Here is a 23,015-nt window from a genome sequence, read left to right on the forward strand (position 1 = left end):
TTTACTGCTCGATGTCAAAAAACTCCTGCAGGCGCTTTTCGAACATCTTGCTCACCTTGAACAGTTCCTCGTCGTCCTCAACGATGTCCAGATACTCGCCGTCGGCGTCCTCGCCCACCTTCATCAGGATCAGCTCGGCCTCGGTCTCCTCCAGCTGCTTTTCGTCCTCCACATAGGGCACCAGCGCCATATAGTGAGTATCGTCCAGATCCGCCGCGTCGATCACGTCAAAGACGTGCTCTTTGCCGTCCTCATCCTCCAGGGTGATAAGGTCGGGGGTGTAATCGTCTTCCTGCGGGGTGGGGGGCACTTTGGTTTCAGCCATGGCGTTATCCTCTTTTCATCGCGGCGGCGCGCCGCCGTTCATTCCTTTCTCAGTGTAACCTGTTTTTCCCCCGCCGTCAATACCGAAATTGCCGGGGACCGGGTGTGAAACTTTTTGCCCCTCCCCTGCTATTTTGCCCTGAGGTATGCTATAATATTGATACATTCTGTTTTCCAGTAAAAGGAGTCACTGATGCGACGTTTTGCTTTTCTGGCCGCCTGCCTGCTGGCCGCCGGCGTGCTGGCCGGCTGCGGCGGCACGCCCGAACCGGGCGACGCCGTCCGGCGGGAGGCCTTTGAATCCGCCGAGGTGCAGTTTGCCGCCCCCGCCGAGGGCGACACCATCGCCATCTTCGACACCAGCGCCGGCGAGGTGCGGGCGGTGCTCTACCCCGACCTGGCCCCCATGGCGGTGGACAACTTCGTGGGCCTGGCAAACCAGGGCTATTACAACGGGCTTTCCTTTCACCGGGTGATCTACGGCTTTGTGGTCCAGAGCGGCGATGCCACCGGCACCGGCCTGGGCGGCTCAAGCATCTGGAGCGGCAACCCCTTCCCCGCCGCCTACACCGACAAGCTGCACCACTACGCCGGCGCGCTGTGCGCCCCGGTGAGCCCGGACGCTTCTCCCTCCACCCTGAGCCAGTTCTACTTTGTGCAGGCGCTGCCCTCCAGCGTGGACAAGGCCGCCCAGCAGACCCTGGCGGACGCGGGGGTGCGCCAGGAGGTGATCGACGCCTACGCCGCGGTGGGCGGGCTGCCCTATCTGGACAACACCGACACGGTGTTCGGCCAGATCTACGAGGGGATGGACGTGGTGGACGCCATCGCCGGCGCCGAGGTGGACGAGGCCGGCAAGCCGCTGGAAGAGGTGACGCTGAACAGCGTGACCATCTCCACCTACGGCGCGCCCGATCCCGCGGCCTCCGAACCCGCCTCCGAACCCGCAGCCTCCGCGCCGGCCTCCGGCTCCGCGGCGGGATGACCCGCCCCGGGCCCCGCCGGGCAGATGTTGTCTTTTTCGGCCCGCGCCGTGGTGCGCGGGCCTGTTTTGTGTTATAATACCCGGGGACGCCTCGTTTTATGGAGGAAGGGGGGAGTTCGCCGTGTCCAACACCGCGCAGCAGATGAAAAATGCCCGGCAGAAGGTGAAAAAGGCCAAGCGCCGGCTGGGCAAAGGCCTGTACACCCGCACCTTCTTCTTTGTGGTGCTGCTGCTTTTGCAGATCGTGCTCACCTTCTCGGTGCCGGTGGTGCTGGGCCGCTTTTCCGCCCCCTTCTACATCGGGGCGGTGGTGCTCAGCGTGCTGGTGGTGATCGCCCTGCTGGAGCACGACGGCATCAACCCCGCCTACAAGATCATGTGGATCCTCATCATCCTGCTGATGCCGCCCCTGGGGGTGGTGTTCTACCTGTTCTGGGGCCACCACAACACCACCAACCGCCACGCCCGGCGGATGAACTCCATCTGCGCCCGGCTCAGCCGCACCCTGCCCCAGGACCCCTCCGTCCTGCATCGGCTGGAGGTGCAGGACGCCGGCCTCGCCCGCAGCGCCCGGTACCTCATCCGAAACGCCGGCGCGCCCCTCTACGCCGACACCCGCAGCGAATACTACGCCTGGGGCGAGGAGTTCTTTCCCCGCTTTCTGGAGGAGCTTAAAAAAGCCGAGCACTTTATCTTTATGGAATATTTCATCCTCAAGCCCGGCTATATGTGGGACACCACCCTGGAGGTGCTGAAGGAGAAGGCCGCCGCCGGCTTGGACGTGCGCCTTTTGTACGACAGCCTGGGCTGCATGCTCACCCTGCCGGAGGACTACGACGAACAGCTGCGGGAGTGGGGCATCCAGTGCGAGCGCTTCTCCCCCTTCCGCCTTTCCGCCCACATCTCGGACTACACCATGTTCAACCACCGGGACCACCGCAAGATCACCGTGATCGACGGCAACGTGGGCTTTGTGGGCGGGCTGAACTTTGCCGACGAGTATATCAACCGCAAAAAGCGCTTTGGCGTGTGGAAGGACACCGGCCTGATGCTGCGGGGCAGCGGCGTGTACAACCTCACCGCCCTGTTCCTGGAGAGCTGGGATTTCACCACCGGCGATTCCAGCTGCCTGGAAAAATTCGCCCCCACCCTGCGCTATTCGGCGGACGGCATGGTGCAGCCCTACGGCGATTCGCCCCTGGACGAGGAGGCGGTGGCGGAAAACGTCTACTTCAACATCCTGCAGCAGGCCACCGACTACGTCTACATCGCCACCCCCTACCTGGTGGTGGACAACGAGATGATCACCACCCTGAGCCTCATCGCCAAGAGCGGCGTGGACGTGCGGATCATCACCCCCGGCATCCCGGACAAGAAGTACGTCTACTGGGTGACCCAGAGTTACTATTCGGTGCTGATGAAGGCGGGGGTGCGCATCTTTGAGTACAGCCCCGGCTTCATCCACGCCAAGATGTACGTCTCGGACGACAAGACCGCCGTGGTGGGCAGCGCCAACATGGACTACCGCAGCCTCTATTTGCACTTTGAGAACTGCTGCGTGTTCTACGGCGGACGGATGGTGCAGGACGTGTACACCGACCTGACCCGCTGTATGCAGGTGAGCCACGAGGTGACCTGGGAGGACGTGAAGAACGTACCGCTGCCAAAGCGGGCCTTCCGGATACTGCTGCGGCTGTTCGCGCCGCTTTTGTAAAAAGAGAAAAGGAGAACTTGGATGGCAAAGATCGTTGTGATCGACGGACAGGGGGGCGGCTTCGGCCGCGCGCTCATTGAAAAACTTCGCGCCGGGGGCTACGCCGGCGAGATCCTGGCGGTGGGCACCAACGCCGCCGCCACCGCCGCCATGCTCAAGGCGGGAGCCAGCGCCGGGGCCACCGGCGAGAACGCGGTGGTCTGGAACGCCGGCCGGGCCCAGGTCATCGCCGGGCCCATCGGGCTGGTGATGGCGAACAGTATGCTGGGGGAGTGCAGCCCGGCCATGGCGGCGGCCGTGGCCGAAAGCCCCGCCCACAAGGTGCTCATCCCCGCCAGCCGGTGCGGCGCCTCCGTGGCGGGGCTGCCGGAACTGCCGCTGGCGGACTACATCGCCGACGCCGCCCGGCGCATTCTGGAACTGGTGTGAAAACGCAGCCCGCACCCTTTCGAAAAGGGTGCGGGCTTTTTTTGTTCAGCGGCTGCCCGCCCGCAGCAGCGCCTTGCCCAGTTCCACCGCTGGCAGCACCGCCAGCGCCAGGCCCAGGGCCAGACCGCACTGGGCGGGGGTGAGCAGCGCGAAGCCGAAGGCCGCGGCGGCGGGGGGCCAGGCCAGCACCCCCAGGCTCAGGGCCAGGCTGCCCGCCATGGCCCCCCACAGCCAGGGGTTGTGGCCGGGCAGGGCGAACACGCTGCCCCGCTGGCTGCGCATGTTGAAGCTGTGGAAGATCTCGGCCATGCTCATGGTCAGAAAGGCCATGCTCACCCCTGTGCCGCTCTGCGCCACCTGCCACAGCCCCGTCTCCAGCCGCACGCCGGCGAAGTAGGCCGCCAGCGTCAGGCCGGTGACCAGCAGGCCCTGCCAGACCACGTCCAGCCCCAGCCCCCCGGCGAAGATGCTCTCGCCGGGGCGGCGGGGCGGGCGGTCCATCACGCCGGGTTCCGCCTTCTCCATGCCCAGCGCCAGGGCGGGGAAACAGTCGGTGATGAGGTTGATCCAGAGCAGGTGCACCGGCTTGAGCAGGGTGACGCCCAGCAGGGTGGCAAAGAAGATGCTCAGCACCTCGCTGGCGTTGCTGGCCAGCAAAAACTGCACCGCCTTGCGGATGTTGTCGTAGATGCGCCGGCCCTCGGCCACGGCGGCCACGATGGTGGCAAAGTTGTCGTCGGTGAGCACCATGTCCGCCACGTTTTTGGTCACGTCGGTGCCGGTGAGGCCCATGCCCACCCCGATGTCCGCCGCCTTGAGGGCGGGGGCGTCGTTCACCCCGTCGCCGGTCATGGCGGTGACGCAGCCCGCCGCCTTCCAGGCGCGGACGATGCGCACCTTGTGCTGGGGCTGCACCCGGGCGTAGACGCTGAAGGCGGGGGCGCGGCGGGTCAGTTCCCCGTCGCTCATCCGGTCCAGTTCCGCGCCGGTCACTGCCTGGCTGTCGCTTTGCAGGATGCCCAGCTGCCGGCCGATGGCGGCGGCGGTGTCCCGGTGGTCGCCGGTGATCATCACCGGGCGGATGCCCGCCGCCCGGCAGCGGGCGATGGCCGCCGCCGCCTCGGGGCGCACCGGGTCCATCATGCCCACCAGGCCGATGAAGGTCAGCTGCCGTTCCGCCGTCTCGGGCCGCAGGTCGGCGGGCAGGGCGGGCCATTCCCGCCTTGCCGCCGCCAGCACCCGCAGCGCCGCCCGGGCCATGGCCCGGTTCTCGGCCAGGATGGCCGCCCGGTCAGCGGCGGTGAGGGGCACCGCCGCGCCGTTTTTCAGCCAGTGGGTGCACTTTTCCAGCAGCACGTCCGGCGCGCCCTTCACATACTGGGTCACCCCCGGCTTGCCTTTGTGGGTGTGGAAGGTGCTCATCCGCTTGCGGGCCGAGTCAAAGGGCAGTTCCGCCACCCGCGGCTCGGCGGCGAGGGCCGCCCGGGAGAGGCCCAGCTGCGCCGCGTACTCCACCAGGGCGCACTCGGTGGGCTCCCCCTCCGCCCTGCCCCCCTCGCCCTGCACCGCGTCGCTGCACTGGGCCAGCGCCCGGGCCAGCTCCGCCTCGGGGCCCCAGTGCCGCTGCACCTGCATCTTGTTCTGGGTGAGGGTGCCGGTCTTGTCGGAGCAGATGACCTGGGCGCAGCCCAGGGTCTCCACGGCGGTGAGCCGGCGGATGACCGCCCCCTGCCGGCTCATGCGGGTGACCCCCATGCTCAGCACGATGGTCACCACCGCCGCCAGCCCTTCGGGCACCGCCGCCACCGCCAGGCTCACCGCCACCATGAAGCTGGAGAGCACGGTGGCAAGATCGGTGCTGCCCGCCTGCCACAGCCCGAAGCCGAAGATGAACACGCAGATGGCCAGCACCAGCACGCTCAGCGCCCGGCTGAGAGCCGCCAGCTTCTGCTGCAGCGGGGTCTTGCCCTGGGCGGTGGCCGCCAGCACCCCGGCGATGTGCCCCATCTCGGTGTCCATGCCGGTGGCGGTGATGAGCAGCCGGCCCCGGCCATAACTCACCGTGCTGCCCATGTAGGCCATGCAGTGCCGGTCGCCCAAAGGCACGGGGCGGCCGCCGGGCAGGGCGGCCGCGGATTTTTCCACCGGCACGCTCTCGCCGGTGAGGGCCGCCTCCTCGATTTTCAGCGCCGCCGCCTCCACGACGCGCCCGTCGGCGGGCACGGCACAGCCCGCCTCCAGCAGCACCACGTCCCCGGGCACCAGGTCCCGGCTGGCCACCGTCACCGGGCGGCCGCCCCGCACCGCCCGGCTGTGGGCGGCGGTCATCCTTTGCAGCGCCTCGATGGCCTTTTCCGCCTTGCTCTCCTGATAGACCCCCAGCAGCGCGTTGATGAGCACCACCGCCAGGATGATGAACACATCGGCAAAACTCTCCCCCGCGCAGGCGGCGGTGAGGGCGGAGAGGGCCGCCGCGGCCAACAGCACCAGGATCATTGGGTCCGCCATCTGCTGCAAAAAGCGCTGGAACACACTCTCCTTTTTTGCCTTGCGCAGTTCGTTCGGCCCCGTTCTGGCCAGCCGGGCCGCCGCCTGCCGGGCGGACAGGCCGTCGGGGCCGCTGCCCAGGGCGGCAAAGGCCTCCCGCGCCGTCTGCTGATAATACTCCATGGCTCCTGCCTTCCTCCTTTGCGATGCCTTGTCCCTTCATGTATATGGCGGCGGGCGGAATTTTAGCCCCTTGCGGCGGGGGACGCGGCCGCGGTATACTGAAGAAAAAGGCAAAAAAAGGAAGTGCTGCCCTGTGAAACTGACCATCCTCGGAACCGGGAACGCCTCGGTGACCGCCTGCTACAACACCTGTTTTTTGCTCACCGAGGGCGCCGACCGCCTGCTGGTGGACGGGGGCGGCGGCAACGGCATCTTCCGCCAGCTGAAGGCCGCCGGCGAGCGCTGGCAGGATATCCGCAGCATCTTTGTGACCCACAAACACCTGGACCACATCACCGGTGTGCTGTGGCTGATGCGGATGATGCTGCAGGGCATGGCCCGGGGCCAGTACCAGGGGGAGGCCACCATCTACTCCCACCGGGAGGTGACGGGGCTGCTGCGCCAGCTGGCGGGGCTGCTGCTGAGCGAAAAGGAGACCCGCTTTCTGGATGACCGGCTCCATCTGGTGACGGTGGAAAACGGCCAGAGCCTGCCGCTGCTGGGCCAGACGGCCACCTTCTTTGATATCCGTTCCACCAAGGCGGCCCAGTACGGCTTTTCCATCACCCTGCCCGGCGGCGGGAAGCTGACCTGCTGCGGGGACGAGCCCTACAACGAGGCGGAGCGCCCCTGGGCCGAGGGCAGCCGGTGGCTGCTGCACGAGGCCTTCTGCCTGGCCGGCGAGGCGGAGGTGTTCAAGCCCTACCAGAAGCACCACTCCACCGTGGCGGACGCCTGCCGGCTGGCCCGGGAGCTGAAGGCGGAAAACCTCATCCTCTACCACACCGAGGATAAAAACATCGCCCGGCGCAAGGCCCTCTACACCGCCGAGGGCGCGCCGCTCTTTTCCGGCAACCTGTTCGTGCCGGAGGATCTGGAGACCTTTGAACTGTAAAAGCAGGCCCGGCGGAGGACGCGCGTCCCCTGCCGGGCCTGCTTTTTATTCAGCCTTTGCGGACACCGTACGGAAGGTCTTTTCGATCATGCCCGTCATCAGCGCGATGAGCAGCGCCAGAAACAGCGGCATCCCGCTCAGGCCTGCCCGGTTCGCGATCAGGCCGAACAGGGGCGGCACAAGGGTGGAGCCCACATAGGCGCTGGCCATCTGCACGCCGATCAAGCCCTGGGAGCGCTCCGCCCCGAAATTTTGCGGGGTGGCGTGGATGATGGCCGGGTACACCGGCGCGCAGCCCAGGCCGAAGAGCCCCAGCCCCGCCAGGGCCATCGTCTCCCCTCCCCCCGGCAGCGCCAGCACGGCCAGGCCCGCCGCGGCCATCACAGCGCCCAGCCGGATCATCCCCCGGTCGCCCAGGCGGTCGGCGATGAACCCGGAGATAAACCGGCCGGCGGTGATGCCCACATAGAGCATCGCCGCGAAGGCTGCCGCCCGCTGGGCGGAAAAGCCCCGCGCCCCCGCCAGATAGCTGCTGGCCCAGAGCATCGAGGTGCCCTCCGCCCCGCAGTAGGCGAAAAAGCCCGCGAACAGGGTCGGCGCGCCCTTGATCTTCAGCGCGCCCCGCACCCCCAGCACCGAACCGGCGCGGGCGCTCTCCTCCGTTGCCCGGCAGGCGTTCCACACCGGCAGGGTGAGCACCAGCACCGCCCCGATGCCCAGCTGGAGCAGGGCCACCGCGCGATACCCCAGCTGCCAGCCGGAACGGCGCAGCGCCCAACTCATGATGCAGGGGCTGAGCACGGTGCCCACGCCCCAAAAGCAGTGCAGCCAACTCATGTGTCGGGAGCGGTAGTGCAGGGCCACGAAATTGTTGATGGCCGAGTCGATGCAGCCGGCGGCCAGGCCGTAGGGCACCGCCCACAGGCAGAGCATCCAGAACCGGGTGGAGACGGAAAACCCCAGCAGGGCGGCGGCGCTCAAAAACACGCTGCCCACCGTGACGCCCCGGGTGGTGAACCGGGCGGTGAGCCGTTCGGACAGAAGGCTGGAGCAGATCGTTCCGCCGGTGATGATCATGGAGACCATGCCGGCGGCGGAGAGGGGCTGGTCAAAGACCAGCCGCATGGTGGGCCAGCCCGACCCCAGCAGCGAGTCCGGCAGGCCCAGGCTGATGAACACAAGATAGATGACGGCGAGAAGCAGGGTATACATGGCGCGTTTCCTTTCCGGCGGGCGATGCCCTTCGCAAGCAAAGGGGGCGCGCCCGCGCCCCCCTTGTCCCGTTTATTTTGCCGCGGCGTTCACCAGGCCAGCACGCTCTGGATGAAGAGGAACGCCACGAAGATGGGCAGGATGTAGGTGACATACACCCGGATCCAGTCGGGCACCTTGATGCCCTCGCCCCGGTTGGCCTCCTCCTGGTATTTTTTGAAGCCCCAGCCCACCCGGCTGATGCAGAAGAACAGATACACCAGGCTGCCGAAGGGCAGCAGGATGTTGCTGATGAGGTAGTCCTCCACATCCATCAGGGTGGAGCCCGCGCCCCGGGGCTCAAAGGCCGACCAGACGTTGAAGCCCAGCACGCAGGGCATGGAGATGAGCGCCACCACCACGCCGTTCACCAGCGCCGCCTTTTTGCGGGTCCAGCCGGTGAGGTCCATGGTGCAGGCCAGGATGTTCTCGAACACCGCGATGATGGTGGAGAAGGCGGCGAAACTCATGAAGAGGAAGAACAGGCTGCCCCACACCCGGCCGCCGGGCATGTCGTTGAAGACGTTGGGCAGGGTGATGAAGATCAGGTTGGGGCCGCTGTCCGCCGGCACGCCGTAGGCCATGCAGGCCGGAAAGATGATGAGGCCGGAGGTGAAGGCCACGAAGGTGTCCAGCGCGGCGATGTTCACGCTCTCGCCCAGCAGGCTGCGCTGGCGGCCCAGATAGCTGCCGAAGATCAGCATGGCCCCAATGCCCAGGCTCAGGGTAAAGAAACTTTGGTTCAGCGCCGCGGTCACCACGCCCAGGGTGTTCCGCACCGTTTCCAGAGCCGTGTCGCCCGCCATCACCGAGAAGTCCGGCACCAGATAGAACTTGACGCCCTCGATGCCGCCGGGCAGCAGCACGCTGTTCACCGCCAGCACCACGATCAGCGCCAGCAGCGCCAGCATCATCCACTTGGTGATGCGCTCCACGCCTTTTTGCAATCCCATGGAGCAGATCACAAAGCCCAGCACCACCACCACCAGCATCCAGAAGGTCATGGTGACGGGCTGGCCCAGCATGCCGGAAAAGGCCGCGGCCACGCCGTCGGTGTCCAGCCCTTCCAGCCGGCCGGCGAGGGAGCGGTAAAAATAATAGAGCATCCAGCCGGTGACGCTGGTGTAAAAACTCATGAGCACATAGTTGCCCAGCATGGCCACCTTGCCGTGCCAGTGCCAGACGGTGCCCGCCGGCTCCAGCTGCTGATAGGCCAGCACACAGCTTTTGCGGCTGGCGCGGCCGATGGCGAACTCCATGGTGAGCACCGGCACGCCCACCGCCACCAGGAACAGCACATAGAGCACGACAAAGGCGCCGCCGCCGTTCTGCCCTACCACATAGGGGAAGCGCCACACGTTGCCGATACCGATGGCGCACCCGGCGCTGATGAGCAAAAAGCCCAGCCGGGATTTGAAACTCTCACGCTGCATGATAACACCTCACAGAGATTTGGCGCGCCGGCGCGGCCCGCAATGCCGCCGCTTTAGCGCAGTACCTTTTTATTATAGCGAGGCCCGCCCCTGCTTGCAAGACGCCGCGGCCGAAATCGCACAAAAGCCCCCGACAACCAGCGGTTTTCGGGGGCTTTTGATCCTTTGGTTCAGCCCAGCTTGCTCACGTTCATGTCCACGCGGGTGGAGATGCCGGGCACGGTGCCGGAACTGGTGTACTGCCAGATATCATAGTTGTACTTGAAATCCAGATTGTCACGGTACTGGGCGATCCAGATGCTGTAGCCGGTGAGGCTTGCCATGTTCAGGTTGTTGTAGAACCAGGAGGCGTAGCTGTAAACGCCGGCGCGGTAGCCCGCGTTCTGGATGGCGTTGCAGAAGGCCACCGCGTTGCGGGTGCGCTGGTCGCGGCTGATGCCGTCCGCCCGGCCGGTATCGCCCGCCACCTTTTCGGTGTCGAAGTAGATGGGGTAGCTCACCCGGCCGCCGGTCTCCTGCAGCAGGCGCACCACCATACTGGCCTCCTCCACCGCCTCGTTCTCGTCGACGGCCTGGCTGTAGAAGTACAGGCCCACCTTGAGGCCGGCGGCGTTGGCGCCCTGGATGTTCTTGCGGAAATAGGGGTCTTCCACCAGCGCGCCCGTGCCGTAGCCGCGGTAACCCACGCGGATGATGGCGAAGTCGATGCCGCTGGCCTTCACCGCGTTCCAGTCGATGTTGTACTGGTACTTGGACACGTCCACACCCTTCACCAGCCCGTTGCTGGAGCCGCTGTCCCCGGTGGAGGGCTTGCCGTTGGCGTCAAACTTGTACTTGACGCCGGCGATGGTCTTTTCGGTGTTCACCAGCTTCTCGTGGGTGGTGGGGTCGTAAAAGGCCTGCTTGTCGTCAAAGCTGGGCTGCCAGCCGCTGTACAGCACCTGCACGGTGACCTCGACAGCCACCAGCTTGAAGGTGCCGTTCGCCACCGCGTTGCCGTTCTGGAAGAGCACCACCGTGGGAACGGGCGTGGGGCCCGGGGTGGGGGTGGCCGGCGCGGGGGTGGGCGTGGCCGGCACCGGGGTGGGGGTGGCCGGCGCGGGGGTGGGCGTGGCCGGCACCGGGGTGGCCGGCACAGGCGTTGCCGGTTCGGGGGTGGCCGGCACAGGCGTTGCCGGTTCGGGGGTGGCCGGCACAGGCGTCGCAGGTTCGGGGGTGGCCGGCACCGGCGTAGCGGCAGGGGTCTCCGGCGTCGAGGCGGGGGTCTCCGGCGTCGAGGCGGGGGTCTCCGGCGTAGAATTGACACCTTCCTGCCCCTCCTGCTGAACCGTCGAGGTCTCGTCGGCATAGGCCACCGGGAAGAACAGCCGGCTCAGGCCAAACCCGCCCAGCGCGTTGCTCAGGCTGTTTGCGGGGGCGGCCGCATCGTAGGCCGCTTCCACGATGTAGACGGTGCCGTCGGGGGCGGTGGCCGTCTTGCTCACATAGTAGTTGGAGCGGGTGCCGTCGGCGTTGAGCAGCCAGTCCTTGCCGTTGGCGCTCTGCACGTTGGCGCTCACCGTGTAGACGGTGCCCTTGACCTCCTGCTTGCTGCTGTCGTTGGATTCGTAGTCGTTGGCGGGCAGGGTGACGGTGGGATCAAAGCCCTCGGTGGTCTGGTCGTCCAGGACTTTGTCCTCGGTGACGATGTCCCCGGCGCCCACTTCGCTCTCGCTCTTGATCTGATCCTTGACCGCCTCGGTGTCCACCTTGTACACCACCTTCTCCTTCACCTTCGCGGTGACGGGCTCCGGCATTATGTAACCCTCCATCTCGGAGAGGCTCACGGTGTACTCGCCCACCGGCAGTTCCTCGATCAGCAGGGTGCCGGTCTTGGGGTCGATCTTATAGGTCTCGGTGGGTTTCTGGGTCTTGGAGCTGGAGGACCCGGACGATTTGCTCGAACTGGTGGAGGTCGCCTTGTAGTTCACCACCACCTCAAATTCGGTGCCGATCACCGGCAGTTCGGTGGCGGCGTCCATGACGGTGATGCCCAGGGTCTGCTGCACCGCCGTGACCTCCAGGGTCAGCTGGATGGGCGCCGGCGTGGGCGAGGGCGAGGGCGACGGGCTGGGCGAGGGCGACGGGCTGGGCGAGGCAGTGGCGCTCAGCGGCGCGGAACTGCTGACAGACGAACTGTTCGCCGCCGCGTTCACCGCCGTCAGCGCAATGCCGGCGCCGGTGCCCACGATCAGGATCATGGCGCAGCTCAGCGCCAGCACCGCCTTGTACAGCGGCATCCGGCTCCAGAAGCTGCGGGTAAAATACCGTGAAATATCATTTCTGTTCATGCTGTGACTGATTCCTCCGGCTGTGTTTCAAACCCGCCTTTTCCGCTTTTTGCGCGCAAAAGGCTATTTTTTCGTATATGCGTACCAAGTATAGCACATTTGCCGGCAAAGGTACACAAAATTCCACATTTTTCACGAAATTTGTTTTCTCACGGCGGACGGATTCACTCCCCGGCGGCAAGCGGGCAGTAACGGGCCACCAGCAGATCCACGCAGGCGCCGTAGCTGGCCATGCCCATCGTCTGCCCGTATCCCTCCAGAAAGGCGGAATAGGTGCTCTCCGCCAGGTCGGCGGCGGGGCTCTCAAAGGAAGCCCAGTATTCGTCGTTCCACAAAAGGTCCGCCACAGGGCCCGCCTCCAGCTGCTGCCACACCGTTTGCCACGCGGCCGCGTCGTCGGTGTACAGCGCGTTGCTCAGGTGCAAAAAGCCGAACAGCCAGCCGGAATACTGCCACAGCGTGTCGGGGTTTTCCAGGCAGGCCGCCACCCCCACAAAGTTGGCCTCCTGTTCCGGGGCCACCCCCTGCTGGTGGGCCTGCTCGTGGGCGATGGTCACCGGCAGGAACACATTGGGGCAGTTCACATTGAGGGTGCTCTCGCCGGTGAAGGGGAAGATGTAGCCGGTAAACCCCGCCGCGCTCATGAACCAGGAATAGAGCGCCGGTTTGGGCTGCCGGGCCGGGCCGTCCAAAAAGGGATACGCCCGGGCGAGGGCGTCCAGGCTGTCGGCGCCCGCCGCCAGGATGGCCGCGCTGTCCGCCGAAAGGCGGCCCTCGCCGTCCCGCGGGACCAGCCGCCCGGTGCGGTTGGCCCCTTCCGCGAACCACAGGGCGGTGGCCGCCAGCTGCCCGGCGCTCACCGGCGCCGGCTCGAGGCCGCTTTTTTCGCTGAAGGAGGCGGCGTAGTAATGAACGCCCCACAGCCAGCTCACCCCCGCGGCGATCCACACCACCAGCGCCGCCAGCCCCAACAGCCGCCGGGCCGCCACCCGCCGGCCCCGCAGCGCCCCGCGCACCGTGAGCGCCGCCATCACCAGCAGCCACACCCCCAGCGCGGTGCACAGCGCCTCCGCCAGCGAAAAGGGCAGCGGGTCCGCCAGCGCGCTGACAAAGCGGCGCACCGCCAGCGCGGCCTGCGCCGCCGCGTCCATCGCCTCCCGCCGGCCCCGCAGCAGCAAAAACAGCCCCTGGGCGGCGCACCCCGCCGCCAGCGCCAGGCAGGGCAGACGGTTCTGCGCCAGCCAGCGCCCCGCCTTTCCCACACGCTCGTTCACCCGAAGGCCCCCTTTCGCCCTTTTTCTTTTTATTATACCTCCGGGCGGCGGCGGCGCGCAACGCGGCAAAAATTATTTCGAAGTTCAAAGCATCTTGACAACGGGCCGGCGGCGCGCTACAATCAGATTGTTTGAACTTCAAAGTTTTGGTTCGAACGGGGAAGAAGGTGCATTCTGTGACCGAGGCGGAAAAAAAGATCAACCGGTTTCTGGTGGACGTGTTCAACGATGTGCTGCGGCTGGAGGAGGAAAATCTGGCCAGGGGGCCCCACAAAAACCTCTCGGTCAGTGAAATGCATGTGCTGGAGGCGGTGGACAACGCTGCCGAGGGGGTGACCATGCGGGAGCTGGCCGCCCGCCTGCGGGTGACCGCCAGCACCCTGACCGTGGCGGTGAAGACGCTGGAGCAGAAGGGGTATCTGGTGCGGGCGAAGGCGGAGGACGACCGGCGCAAGGTGACGGTGACCCTCACCGACGCCGCCCGCGGCGCGCTGGAGCGCCACGCCGCCTTCCATGAGCAGCTGATCGACCGGGTGAGCCGCCGGCTGAGCGCTGGCCAGATGGAACAGCTGGCCGACACCCTCTCGGCGCTCCACGGCTTTTTCACCGACATCCAGTGACGCGGCGGCCCGGCCGCCCAACAGTAAGGAGACGATGTGACATGATCCGTATTCTGACCGATTCCACCGCCGATATCCTGGCCCCCGAGGCCGCCCGCCTGCAGGTGGAACTGGTGCACATGCAGGTGCGCTTTGAGGACGGCGAGGTCTGCCGCGACGGGCTGGACATGACCCCCGACGAATTTTATGCCCGGCTGGTCAAGTGCGACAAGCTGCCCACCACCAGCCAGCCCAGCCCCCAGGATTTTCTGGACCGGTTCGAGGAGGCGAAGGCGGCGGGCGACGAGGTGGTGGCCATCCTGATCTCCGGCCAGCTCAGCGGCACCTACCAGTCGGCCCGGATCGCCGCCGACGCCTGCGGCTACGACAAGATCTATCTGGTGGACAGCATGAACGCCACCCTGGGCGAACAGCTGCTGGTGCGGCTGGCGGTGCAGCTGCGCGGCGAGGGCAAAAGCGCCGCCGCGATCGCCGAGGAGCTGGAGCGCCGCCGGATGGATGTGCGCCTGGTGGCCGTGGTGGACGACCTGAAATATCTGCGCAAGGGCGGCCGTCTCTCCGGCGCGCAGGCGCTGGCGGGCAGCCTGCTGGGCGTGAAGCCGGTGGTGGCCGTGCGGGACGGCAAGGTGGGCCTTGCCGGCAAGGCCCGGGGGATGCCCGGCGCCTATGTGGCGCTGTTCAAGCTGATGGACGCCGAAGGGGGGCTGGACGAGGCCATGCCCTACATGATCGGCTACACCGCCCACCGCAAGGCCGCCGAGCCTCTGCACCGGTATCTCACCCAGAATCTGGGGCTGGAGGCGCCGCTGTGCCGCCACATCGGCACCGCCATCGGCACCCATGCCGGCCCCGGCGCGGCGGGGGTGGCCTTCTTCGCCAAAAACCCGGACGCGGCCGGGTGATCCGCCCTCCTGCGGCGGAGGGTACGCTTTGGTTTAAAAAAAGGGAGAGCGCCGTTCCGCGGCCGGGCAGGCAGCGGGGCGGCGCTCTCTCTTTGCGCAAAAAAGTTCCCCCGGGCAGCGCCCGGGGGAACTTTTTGCCCGAGGATACGGGTTACTTGCTCTGGCGGCGCTTCTCGCCCGCGATGAGGCGGTCGGTGACCTCGTCCACCTGCTCGGACAGCTGGAAGCCCTCGGCCAGCCGGCTCTCCTCCATGCCCTCATAGGCGTTCTCGCCCTTGAAGGCGAATTTCAGCATGATGGGGGTGAACACGGCGCAGCACACCACCAGGATGATGATGGGCCCGAAGAAGATGGGGTTGACGATGTTCATCGCCATGCCCTTGTTGGCCACGATCAGGGCCACCTCGCCCCGGCAGGCCATGCCGCAGCCCACCTGCACGCACTGGCGGTTTTTGAAGCCGCAGAGTTTTGCGCCCAGGCCGCAGCCGATCAGCTTGGAACCGATGCCCACCACTACCAGCGCAATGGTGAACAGCAGGATGGCGGCGTCCATCTGGGGCAGCTCCACGCCGATGCCCAGGTTCGCGAAGAACACCGGGGTGAGCAGCAGGTAGGATACCGGGGTGAACTTGCTGGCAGTGTAGGCGCCCTTGGGGGTGGTGGCCACGATCAGGCCGGCGGAGAAAGCGCCGATGATGTCCGCCACGCCGAACCACTCCTCGGCGGCCCAGGCCAGTAACAGGCAGAGCACGAAGGCCAGGATGGGATAGCGGCGCAGATCGCGGTTGCGCACCTTGGTCTCATACCAGCCCAGCACCCGGCTGACGGCCACGCCCACAACGCCCACGAACAGGAAGAACAGCAGGATCTTGGCCAGCACCAGCAGGATGTTCACATCCTCGCCCGCCATGCTGGTGACCACGGTCAGGCAGACCAGGCCCAGCACATCGTCGATCAGGGCGGCGGCCAGGATGGCGTTGCCCACCTTGGTGGACAGCTTGCCCAGTTCCTTCAGGGTCTCCACGGTGATGCTCACCGAAGTGGCGGTGAGCACGGTGCCCAAAAACAGGTCCTGCAAAAACTTGTTGCCGGGCATGGTCAGTTCGCCGGTGTTGAAAAAGAACATCAGCCCGGTGCCCATGGCCAGCGGCACCAGCACGCCGGCGGTGGCGATCACCAGGCCCGCCTTGCCGGTCTTTTTCAGTTCGTTCAGGTCGGTGCCCATGCCGGCGCTGAACATGATGACGATCACGCCCAGTTCCGCCACCCGGGACAAAAAGTCGCTGGGCTGGATGATGTTCAGCACCGCGGGGCCCATCACCAGGCCCGCCACCAGCGCGCCCACCACCTGAGGCATCTGCAGCTTGCCGGTGAGCATGCTCAGCGCCTTGGTGGCCAGCAGGATGAGGGCCAGGTCGGCCAGATATCCATAGGTCATAGTTCTCTCCTCCTCACAAAAAAAACGGCCCCGCCGCAAACGGGACCGCTACAGTCACAATGACCTATTATACACCTTTTTTCCGTTGGCGCAAGGGTGGGAGGATGGTTTTTGTGCCACGATCATCTCCGTTTTTGTTCCGCAAGCCGCTTTTTGAGGTAAGCAAAAGCCTCCGCCGCCTGGGCCGGGCTCTCAAAGCCCCGCTTGGGGATGGCGGTGATCATGTTGCCCTCGAAGCGCAGGAAGATGTAGTTTTGATCCTGGGCCACCTTGTTCAGATTGGAGTAGGGCCGGTAGCTGCACAGCGCGCCGCTGGTCTCGGTGAAGCCGTTCTGGCCCAGAACCACCCAGCCGGGGGTGGCCAGGCGCTGGGTCTGCTCCCCCGCCAGCTGCCGCTTCATGGCGGCGCGCTGGGCGGCGGGCGAGCGGGCCGCCAGCAGCAGCCCCACCACCACCGCCAGGGCGGCCATAGCCACGGCCACCATCGCGTCTCCGGTGGCCACTCCCAGCGCCACCTCCAGAACGGCCACCACCAGCAGCGCCCACAGCACCGCCAGCCGGCCCTTGCCGACGGGGTTCAGCAGCCGGTTGGCCGCGCAGTAGGCGGGCAGCACCTCCTCCGGGCGCAGCATCTGGGGCGCGGCGTACATCTGCGTCTCCCCTTCGGGCAGGGGCGGGCAGGGCGGCAGGGCGCGCCCCCCATCCTGCCCGGCCAGCTGCCGGGCGGATCTCTCGTACAGGCGGCTCTTGGCCAGGGCCGCGCACCGCTCAAACTCGTCGGCTGCCGCCTTCATCGCCTCCGGCCCCTCGAAGGCCGCGGCGGGCAGCGCCAGCATCTTTGCGCCGCCGTAGGTGTGGACCAGCAGCCCCTCGGGGTACTGTTCCACCTTTTGCACCACCGACGGATCGCTGGCCTCCTGCAGCCCGGCGCGCACGGCGACCAGTTTTTCCTCGTCCAGGTGCACCCGCCACTGGCCCAGAGGCGAGGCGCCCAGCTTTTTCTGCCGGCGCAGCACGCCGGCGGCAATGCCCTGGGCGCGGCTTCTCCAGAACAGAAAGACGGCAAGCATCAGCAGCACAGCGCCCAGCACAATGTACAGCCCGCCGCCCGCCGGGTCGAACTCGGCGTAGAAATAGCCCGGGCGCATCATGGCCCGCCATGCCTCCGCGGCCAGCCAAACGCCCCAGGCGCCAACGATGAGGCCCAGGCCCCGCAGCAGGCGGCCGGAGGCCTTCTCCTGGCGGTACTTTTTGGCGTAGAGGGCCAGCGCGGTCTGTTCGGTCAGTTCAAAATTCCAATCCATCGGTTTTCCCTTCTTTCCTCTCGGCGGCCGTGCCGCCGATCCTGTTGGTTTGCTTACAGTTCCCCGCCAAAAGCCCGCTGCACCGCCAGCAGTACCCCGGCGCGGCTGGCCGCCAGGTTCAGCCCGCCCTGGAGATAGACGGTGTAGGGCGGACGCATCGGCCCGTCGCAGGAAAGCTCGATGCTGCTGCCCAGGGTGAAGGCCCCGGCGGCCATGATCACCTGGTCGGTGTAGCCCGCCATGGCGTAGGGCTCGGGGGCGACGTAGCTGTCCACCGGGCTGCCCGCCTGCACCCCCTGGCAGAAGCCCACCAGCGCCTCGGCGCTGCCCGCCTCAAAGCTGGTGATGATGTCGTTTCGCGGCTCGGTGTAGCGGGGGATGGGGTTCTTGCCCAGCAGCTCCAAAAGGCAGCTGGAGTAGATGCTGGTCTTCACCGCCTCGGCGGTGACGCCGGGGGCGTAATAAAGGCCCAGGTACAGGCTGCGCAAGGAATCCAGCGTGCAGCCCAGCTCCCGGCCGGTGCCGGGGGCGGTGAGCCGGTGGCCGCACTTCTCCACCAGGTCCGCCCGGCCGGCGATGTAGCCGCCGGTGGGGGCGATGCCGCCGCCGGCGTTCTTGATGAGGCTGCCCACGATCAGGTCCGCCCCCACGCTCACCGGCTCGGCCGTCTGGGTGAAGGTGCCGTAGCAGTTGTCCACCAGCACGACGATGTCCGGGTTGGCGCTCTTGGCCGCCTTCACCACCAGTTCGATGGTGGCAAGATCGAAGGCGGCCCGGCTGGAGTAGCCCCGGCTGCGCTGCACATGGCACACCCTGGCGTTTACGGCCTTTCTGGCGATGGTCTCAAGGTCGGGCAGGCCGCCCTCCAGCAGCGGCACCTCGTCGTAGTTCACACCGAACTCCGCCAGGGTGCCGCAGCCCTTGCCCGCGTCCCCGATGCCGATGACCCCCTCCAGCGTGTCGTAGGGGCGGCCGGTGGCGGCCAGCAGGGTATCCCCCGCCCGCAGCACCCCGAACAGGGCCACCGCCAGCGCGTGAGTGCCCGAGAGGAAGTGGGGCCGGCAGAGGGCGTCCTCCGCCCCCGCCACCTGGGCGAAGAGGGCGTCCAGCTTGTCCCGCCCGGCGTCGTCGTAGCCGTAGCCGGTGGTGCCCACCAGGTGAGTGGCCGCCACCTTCTGATCGGTGAAGGCCTTGAGCATCTTCACCTGGTTGTAATCCCGGATGGCGTCCACCTTTTCAAAATAGGGGCGGCAGAGCTCCATGGCGTGCCGGTCCAGTTCCAAAAGGCGGGGGGAAAAGTCGAAAAATTCTTCCAGCATGGTGTATGTACAGTCCCTTTCAGTCAGTTTCCGGGGCGGCGAAGCCGAAGGCCCGTCCCCTTTGTTCAAAGCCCAGTTTTTGATAAAAGCCCTCGGCGCCGGGGCGGGCCAGCAGGCTCACCGGGCCGCGGGGGGCGAAGTCCGCCGCCAGCCGCAGCACAAGGGCCGCGGCGCAGCCTTTGCGGCGGAAGGGTGCCGCCGTCTCCACGGCGGAGAGCACGGCGGCGCTTTGCCCGATGGCGTAAAGCCCGGCGGTGGCGGCAAGCCGGCCGCCCAGCCGCAGGCCCCACACCTTCGCCAGGCCCCGGTTGCGCAGCGCGCACCCCTCGGCATAGAAAGTGTCCGCGGCGGCTTTTCCCGCCGCGCCGGCCAGGCTGTCGCCGCCGGTGAGCAGCGCCACCACCTCGGTCATGGGCACGTCCTCGTCCAGCACCGCGCCCGCCGGCAGCGGCGGCACTTCCACTGAGGCGGGGGCGCAGAAGGCGTCGAAGGCCGCGTCCTGCCGCCAGCCGGCAGGGGCGGCGGCTTCGGCGCTCTTCAGCCGCCTTGCCCCCAGCACCGCCAGCAGGCCCGCCAGCTCCTCGCCGTCGGCGCGGCCGGTGAGTTTTGCGGAGGCGCCCCGCACCGCCAGGGCGAAGGGCTTCTCCCCTGCCCCGCCGGTGTAGAACTTCCAGCCGCTGCCCGGCACATCCCGGAAGGCGGCGAAGCACACCTCCGTCTCCACCGCCACCGGGTCCGCCCGGCCCGCCAGCGCCGCCGAAAAGCGGGCGGCGTCGGCGGCAGTTTCCACCAGCCGGATCACAGGGCGTTCACCAGTTCCTTGAAGTGGCGGCCCCGCACCTCGAAGTTGGGGTAGAGGTCAAAGCTGGCGGAGGCAGGCGAGAGGCTGACGATGTCGCCGGGTTTGGCGGCGGCGCGGGCGGCGTCCACCGCCTCCTTCATGTCTTTCGCGTGGAGGATGACAAGGCCGCTGTCGGCAAAGCCGGGGCATTCCCGCACCGCCTTTTCGATCTTGGGGCCGGTGGCGCCCATGAGCACCAGCACCTTCACATGGGCCAGGATCTCCGGGGCCAGGGGCTCGTAGGGGATGTTCTTGTCGTAGCCGCCGGCGATGATGATGATCTTCTGGTCGAAGCTGCGCAGCCCCGCGATGGTGCGGGTGGGGCTGGAGGCGATGGAGTCGTTGAACCACTGCACCCCGTCCAGCGTCCGCACCGGCTCGATGCGGTGCTCCACCCCGGCGAAGGTGCGGGCGGTCTCGGCCATGGCGCTCACCGGCACCCGGCCCCACACGGCGGCGATGGCCGCCAGCAGGTTCTCGATGTTGTGCAGCCCCCGCAGCTTCACCTCGTCCTTCGAGACGACCGGGGTCACCGTGCCCTTTTCCGCCATGCAGAGCATGCCGTCCGCCCGCAGGAAAGCGCCGTTGTCCACTTCCCGCAGGCGGGTGAACCAGCACTGGCTGCCCTTGCAGTCGGCGGCCATGGCGCGGGTGATGTCGTTCTCATAGCCCAGCACCGCCCTGTCCGCCGGGGTCTGCCACAAGAGGATGTTGCGTTTGGCGTCCACATACTCCTGCATGTCCTTGTGGTGATCCAGGTGGTTCGGGGTCACGTTGGTGACCACCGCCACCTGAGGGCTTTTGCGCATGCTGATGAGCTGGAAGCTGGAAAGTTCCACCACGGCTTCGTCCTCGGGTTCGATCTCGGCCAGCACGGGCAGCAGCGCCCGCCCGATGTTGCCCCCCAGATGCACCTTCTTGCCCGCGGCGGTGAGCATGGCCGCGATCAGGCTGGTGGTGGTGGTCTTGCCGTCCGAGCCGGTGACGGCGGTGATGTGGCAGGGGCAGTACTCGAAGAACAGCTCCATCTCGCTGGTCACAAGGCTGCCCGCCGCCTTCGCCGCCTGCAGCGCCGGGGTATAATACTCAAAGCCCGGGGTGCGCAGGATCACGTCCTGCCCCGCCAGGCCCTCCAGATAGCTTTCGCCTAAAGAGAGTTTCACCCCCAGCTTTTGGAGGGTGGCGGCGTAGTCGCCGAAGTCCTCCAGCTTCTTTTTGTCGCACAGGGTCACGTCGGCCCCCATGGCGCAGAACTGCCCGATGAGGGTCTTGTGGCTGACCCCCGCGCCGATAAACGCCACCTTTTTGCCCCGCAGAAACGCGGCCAGGGCCTCGCTGTCTCTCTGCATCTTGCAACACAGCCTTTCCTTCGTCAAAAATGCCGCCGGGCGTCGAAACCGCCCCGCGGATCGGTTTTCTTATTCATTATAGTCATTTTGCGCCCCCGGCGCAACCAAACCGGCCGGCGGCTGGCAAAAAAAGGGGCGGCGTGCCCCCGCCGGCGGCGGTTTTCGACCCAAAGGCGAAAAAAGTGCGAAAATTGCGGCGGTTGTTTGAATTTTCCGCAATTTTTTGATAGGATAAAAACGTATACCCTTCGGCGATGAAAACATACTTATTTTACGATCGTACAAAAGGGAGAGAAAGGAGGTGCCCGCCACGGGAAAACTGAAACTGATCCTGCTGGCCTGCCTCGCCGCCCTGTGCCTGACCGGCTGCGAAAAGCAGATCGAGTTCACCTGGGCCATGGAGCGGGTGCCCAACAACCTGGACCCGCAGCTGGCCGCCGCGAGCCCGGAACTGATCGCGGTGACCAACCTGTACAGCGGGCTGTTCCGGCTGAACGCCGACGGCGAGCCGGTGCCGGACTGCGCCGAGAGTTACGCCGTCAGCCCCGACGGCCTCACCTATACCTTCACGTTAAAGGAGGGCCTGGCCTACACCCGGAACCGGGGCGAGACGGCGGAGTATGCGCTGACCGCCCGGGACTTTGTGTTCGCCCTGCGGCGGGTCTTTCGCGCCGAGACCGGCAGCCCCTACACCGACACCTACGCCGCCATCAAAAACAGCGCGGCGGTGCTGGCGGGTTCCATGGACGAGACGGCGCTGGGGGTGAGCGCGCCGGACGAGCGCACGGTGGTGATCGAGCTTTCCCAGCCGGACCCCCAGCTGCTTTACAAGCTGGCGCTGCCCGGGGCGATGCCCTGCAACGAGGAATTTTTTGAGAGCACCGAAGGCACCTACGGGCTGACCCGGGCCTCCACCATGGGCAACGGCAGCTTTTATGTGTACAACTGGAATGACAACGGCCTGTTCCTGCGCCGGCCCGCCAGCGGCGACGCCGTCACCGCCCTGCGGCTGGTGATCAACGCCACCGGCCAGAGCGCCGATTCCTCCGGCAGCTCCTCCGCCTCCGGCCAGACGCTGTGGGGCGAGGCGCTGGTGAAGGAGGGCGGCGCCACCGCCGCGCTGAGCGAGGCCCTCTCCGCCGCCGGGCTGGATTCCATCCCCTACACCGCTACCACCTGGGTGCTGCTGTTCAACTGCGGCAACGAGACGCTGGCCCAGCCCCTGGTGCGGGAGGCGCTGGTCTCCAGCGCCCGTGCCGCCCAGGCACAGCTGCCCGAGGGCTTTGCCGACGCGGAGGGGCTCGTGCCCCCCGCGGTGACGGTGCAGGGGGAGAACTACCGGCAGGCCGCCGGCAGCGTACAGCCCTCCTTCGGCAGCGCCGCCGACCTGTGCCGCCAGGGGCTTGCCGCTCTTGGCGCCACCCGCTTTGAGAACATCACCCTGCTGGCGCCGGAGGGCGAAGAGTATCTGCAGCTGGCCCAGGGGGTGAACCAGCAGTGGCAGAAGGAACTGGGGGCATTTTCCGCCTACTTCCCGGTGAAGCAGCTGCCCCTGGAGCAGCTCACCGCCCAGGTGGCGGCGGGCGATTACCAGATCGCCCTGCTGCCCCTCTCCCCCGCCAGCGACTCCGCCCCCGAACTGCTGGGGCAGGCCGCCGCGCTGGCCGGCTGGACCGACACGGCCTGGCAGCAGCAGCTGAACGGGTTCTTTGCCGACGGCGGCTACACCGCCGGCCAGATCGCCGGCGCGGAGCGCGCCCTGCTGGAGAGCGCCAGCGTGGTGCCGCTGTGGTTCCAGACCAAGGCGCTGCTGGTGCAGCCGGGGGTGGAAGGGCTGGTGTTCCGCCCCTTCGGCCCGGTGCTGGACCTGACCGGGGCCACCATGGCCCAGTGACACA

18 protein-coding genes are annotated in these 23,015 nt (G+C 66.9%); 7 read left to right on the forward strand and 11 right to left on the reverse strand.

What is annotated here, in order from left to right; all coding sequences use genetic code 11:
- Nucleotide 1 precedes the first annotated feature (1 nt).
- A complete protein-coding gene (locus ACH2A7_RS09875; protein WP_394961720.1) occupies nt 2-325 on the reverse strand; it encodes a DUF1292 domain-containing protein in 324 nt (107 codons plus the stop codon).
- 192 nt (nt 326-517) lie between these two features.
- On the opposite strand from ACH2A7_RS09875, the gene ACH2A7_RS09880 reads away from it, so the two are divergent.
- From ACH2A7_RS09880 to ACH2A7_RS09890, 3 genes are all read left to right on the forward strand, one after another.
- Nucleotides 518-1,309: a peptidylprolyl isomerase gene (locus tag ACH2A7_RS09880; RefSeq protein WP_394961721.1), complete on the forward strand. Its 792-nt coding sequence runs from the start codon at nt 518-520 to the stop codon at nt 1,307-1,309.
- A 121-nt stretch (nt 1,310-1,430) separates the two neighbouring features.
- Nucleotides 1,431-3,023 (forward strand): cardiolipin synthase, encoded by a 1,593-nt coding sequence (cls, locus tag ACH2A7_RS09885; RefSeq protein ID WP_394961722.1) that lies wholly within the window; start codon nt 1,431-1,433, stop codon nt 3,021-3,023.
- A 21-nt stretch (nt 3,024-3,044) separates the two neighbouring features.
- Nucleotides 3,045-3,452 (forward strand): DUF3842 family protein, encoded by a 408-nt coding sequence (locus tag ACH2A7_RS09890; RefSeq protein WP_394961723.1) that lies wholly within the window; start codon nt 3,045-3,047, stop codon nt 3,450-3,452.
- A 45-nt stretch (nt 3,453-3,497) separates the two neighbouring features.
- Here ACH2A7_RS09890 and ACH2A7_RS09895 read toward each other — a convergent pair whose 3' ends face one another.
- Entirely contained in the window at nt 3,498-6,122 is a 2,625-nt protein-coding gene (locus tag ACH2A7_RS09895; RefSeq protein ID WP_394961724.1) for a cation-translocating P-type ATPase, read from the reverse strand.
- A 133-nt stretch (nt 6,123-6,255) separates the two neighbouring features.
- Between ACH2A7_RS09895 and ACH2A7_RS09900 the strand changes: the two genes are divergently transcribed.
- Nucleotides 6,256-7,056, forward strand: coding sequence for an MBL fold metallo-hydrolase (locus tag ACH2A7_RS09900; protein WP_394961726.1), 801 nt, complete (start codon nt 6,256-6,258; stop codon nt 7,054-7,056).
- Nucleotides 7,057-7,101: 45 nt separating this feature from the next.
- On the opposite strand, the gene ACH2A7_RS09905 is transcribed toward ACH2A7_RS09900, so the two are convergent.
- The 4 genes from ACH2A7_RS09905 to ACH2A7_RS09920 form a co-directional block, all read right to left on the reverse strand.
- Nucleotides 7,102-8,268, reverse strand: coding sequence for an MFS transporter (locus ACH2A7_RS09905; RefSeq protein WP_394961727.1), 1,167 nt, complete (start codon nt 8,266-8,268; stop codon nt 7,102-7,104).
- 89 nt (nt 8,269-8,357) lie between these two features.
- Nucleotides 8,358-9,740 (reverse strand): sodium-dependent transporter, encoded by a 1,383-nt coding sequence (locus tag ACH2A7_RS09910; protein WP_394961728.1) that lies wholly within the window; start codon nt 9,738-9,740, stop codon nt 8,358-8,360.
- A 170-nt stretch (nt 9,741-9,910) separates the two neighbouring features.
- Nucleotides 9,911-12,070, reverse strand: coding sequence for a GH25 family lysozyme (locus ACH2A7_RS09915; protein ID WP_394961729.1), 2,160 nt, complete (start codon nt 12,068-12,070; stop codon nt 9,911-9,913).
- Nucleotides 12,071-12,234: 164 nt separating this feature from the next.
- Complete coding sequence (locus ACH2A7_RS09920; protein WP_394961731.1) at nt 12,235-13,344, reverse strand: DUF3810 domain-containing protein; 1,110 nt, start codon at nt 13,342-13,344, stop codon at nt 12,235-12,237.
- Nucleotides 13,345-13,520: 176 nt separating this feature from the next.
- Between ACH2A7_RS09920 and ACH2A7_RS09925 the strand changes: the two genes are divergently transcribed.
- Nucleotides 13,521-13,964, forward strand: a complete 444-nt coding sequence (locus ACH2A7_RS09925) for a MarR family winged helix-turn-helix transcriptional regulator (RefSeq protein WP_394961732.1) — start codon at nt 13,521-13,523, stop codon at nt 13,962-13,964.
- 41 nt (nt 13,965-14,005) lie between these two features.
- Nucleotides 14,006-14,866: a DegV family protein gene (locus ACH2A7_RS09930; protein ID WP_394961734.1), complete on the forward strand. Its 861-nt coding sequence runs from the start codon at nt 14,006-14,008 to the stop codon at nt 14,864-14,866.
- Nucleotides 14,867-15,017: 151 nt separating this feature from the next.
- On the opposite strand, the gene ACH2A7_RS09935 is transcribed toward ACH2A7_RS09930, so the two are convergent.
- From ACH2A7_RS09935 to murD, 5 genes are all read right to left on the reverse strand, one after another.
- The gene (locus ACH2A7_RS09935; protein WP_394961735.1) at nt 15,018-16,304 is read right to left on the reverse strand and encodes a cation:proton antiporter; all 1,287 of its coding nucleotides are present in this window, start codon (nt 16,302-16,304) and stop codon (nt 15,018-15,020) included.
- A 122-nt stretch (nt 16,305-16,426) separates the two neighbouring features.
- Complete coding sequence (locus ACH2A7_RS09940) at nt 16,427-17,608, reverse strand: YcxB family protein (RefSeq protein ID WP_394961736.1); 1,182 nt, start codon at nt 17,606-17,608, stop codon at nt 16,427-16,429.
- Nucleotides 17,609-17,661: 53 nt separating this feature from the next.
- Nucleotides 17,662-18,927 carry an aminotransferase class I/II-fold pyridoxal phosphate-dependent enzyme gene (locus ACH2A7_RS09945; RefSeq protein ID WP_394961738.1) on the reverse strand — a complete coding sequence of 422 codons (1,266 nt, stop codon included), beginning with the start codon at nt 18,925-18,927 and terminating at the stop codon, nt 17,662-17,664.
- A 19-nt stretch (nt 18,928-18,946) separates the two neighbouring features.
- Nucleotides 18,947-19,729 (reverse strand): GNAT family N-acetyltransferase, encoded by a 783-nt coding sequence (locus ACH2A7_RS09950; protein WP_394961740.1) that lies wholly within the window; start codon nt 19,727-19,729, stop codon nt 18,947-18,949.
- The gene (murD, locus tag ACH2A7_RS09955) at nt 19,726-21,117 is read right to left on the reverse strand and encodes a UDP-N-acetylmuramoyl-L-alanine--D-glutamate ligase (protein WP_394961742.1); all 1,392 of its coding nucleotides are present in this window, start codon (nt 21,115-21,117) and stop codon (nt 19,726-19,728) included. Before murD ends, ACH2A7_RS09950 begins: the two co-directional genes overlap by 4 nt.
- Before the next feature lie 301 nt (nt 21,118-21,418).
- On the opposite strand from murD, the gene ACH2A7_RS09960 reads away from it, so the two are divergent.
- Complete coding sequence (locus tag ACH2A7_RS09960) at nt 21,419-23,011, forward strand: ABC transporter substrate-binding protein (RefSeq protein ID WP_394961743.1); 1,593 nt, start codon at nt 21,419-21,421, stop codon at nt 23,009-23,011.
- Nucleotides 23,012-23,015 lie beyond the last annotated feature (4 nt).

This window comes from Candidatus Allofournierella merdavium (assembly GCF_944382735.1).
GTDB classification, from domain to species: domain Bacteria; phylum Bacillota; class Clostridia; order Oscillospirales; family Ruminococcaceae; genus Allofournierella_A; species Allofournierella_A merdavium.

Bases quoted from the DNA above. Each gene is read 5' to 3' on its own strand.
- ACH2A7_RS09940 (WP_394961736.1), bottom strand. From the start codon at position 17,608: ATGGATTGGAATTTTGAACTGACCGAACAGACCGCGCTGGCCCTCTAC.
- ACH2A7_RS09895 (WP_394961724.1), bottom strand. From the start codon at position 6,122: ATGGAGTATTATCAGCAGACGGCGCGGGAGGCCTTTGCCGCCCTGGGC.
- ACH2A7_RS09945 (WP_394961738.1), bottom strand. From the start codon at position 18,927: ATGCTGGAAGAATTTTTCGACTTTTCCCCCCGCCTTTTGGAACTGGAC.
- ACH2A7_RS09910 (WP_394961728.1), bottom strand. From the start codon at position 9,740: ATGCAGCGTGAGAGTTTCAAATCCCGGCTGGGCTTTTTGCTCATCAGC.
- murD (WP_394961742.1), bottom strand. From the start codon at position 21,117: ATGCAGAGAGACAGCGAGGCCCTGGCCGCGTTTCTGCGGGGCAAAAAG.
- ACH2A7_RS09935 (WP_394961735.1), bottom strand. From the start codon at position 16,304: ATGACCTATGGATATCTGGCCGACCTGGCCCTCATCCTGCTGGCCACC.
- ACH2A7_RS09875 (WP_394961720.1), bottom strand. From the start codon at position 325: ATGGCTGAAACCAAAGTGCCCCCCACCCCGCAGGAAGACGATTACACC.
- ACH2A7_RS09905 (WP_394961727.1), bottom strand. From the start codon at position 8,268: ATGTATACCCTGCTTCTCGCCGTCATCTATCTTGTGTTCATCAGCCTG.
- ACH2A7_RS09930 (WP_394961734.1), top strand. From the start codon at position 14,006: ATGATCCGTATTCTGACCGATTCCACCGCCGATATCCTGGCCCCCGAG.
- ACH2A7_RS09880 (WP_394961721.1), top strand. From the start codon at position 518: ATGCGACGTTTTGCTTTTCTGGCCGCCTGCCTGCTGGCCGCCGGCGTG.
- ACH2A7_RS09890 (WP_394961723.1), top strand. From the start codon at position 3,045: ATGGCAAAGATCGTTGTGATCGACGGACAGGGGGGCGGCTTCGGCCGC.
- ACH2A7_RS09915 (WP_394961729.1), bottom strand. From the start codon at position 12,070: ATGAACAGAAATGATATTTCACGGTATTTTACCCGCAGCTTCTGGAGC.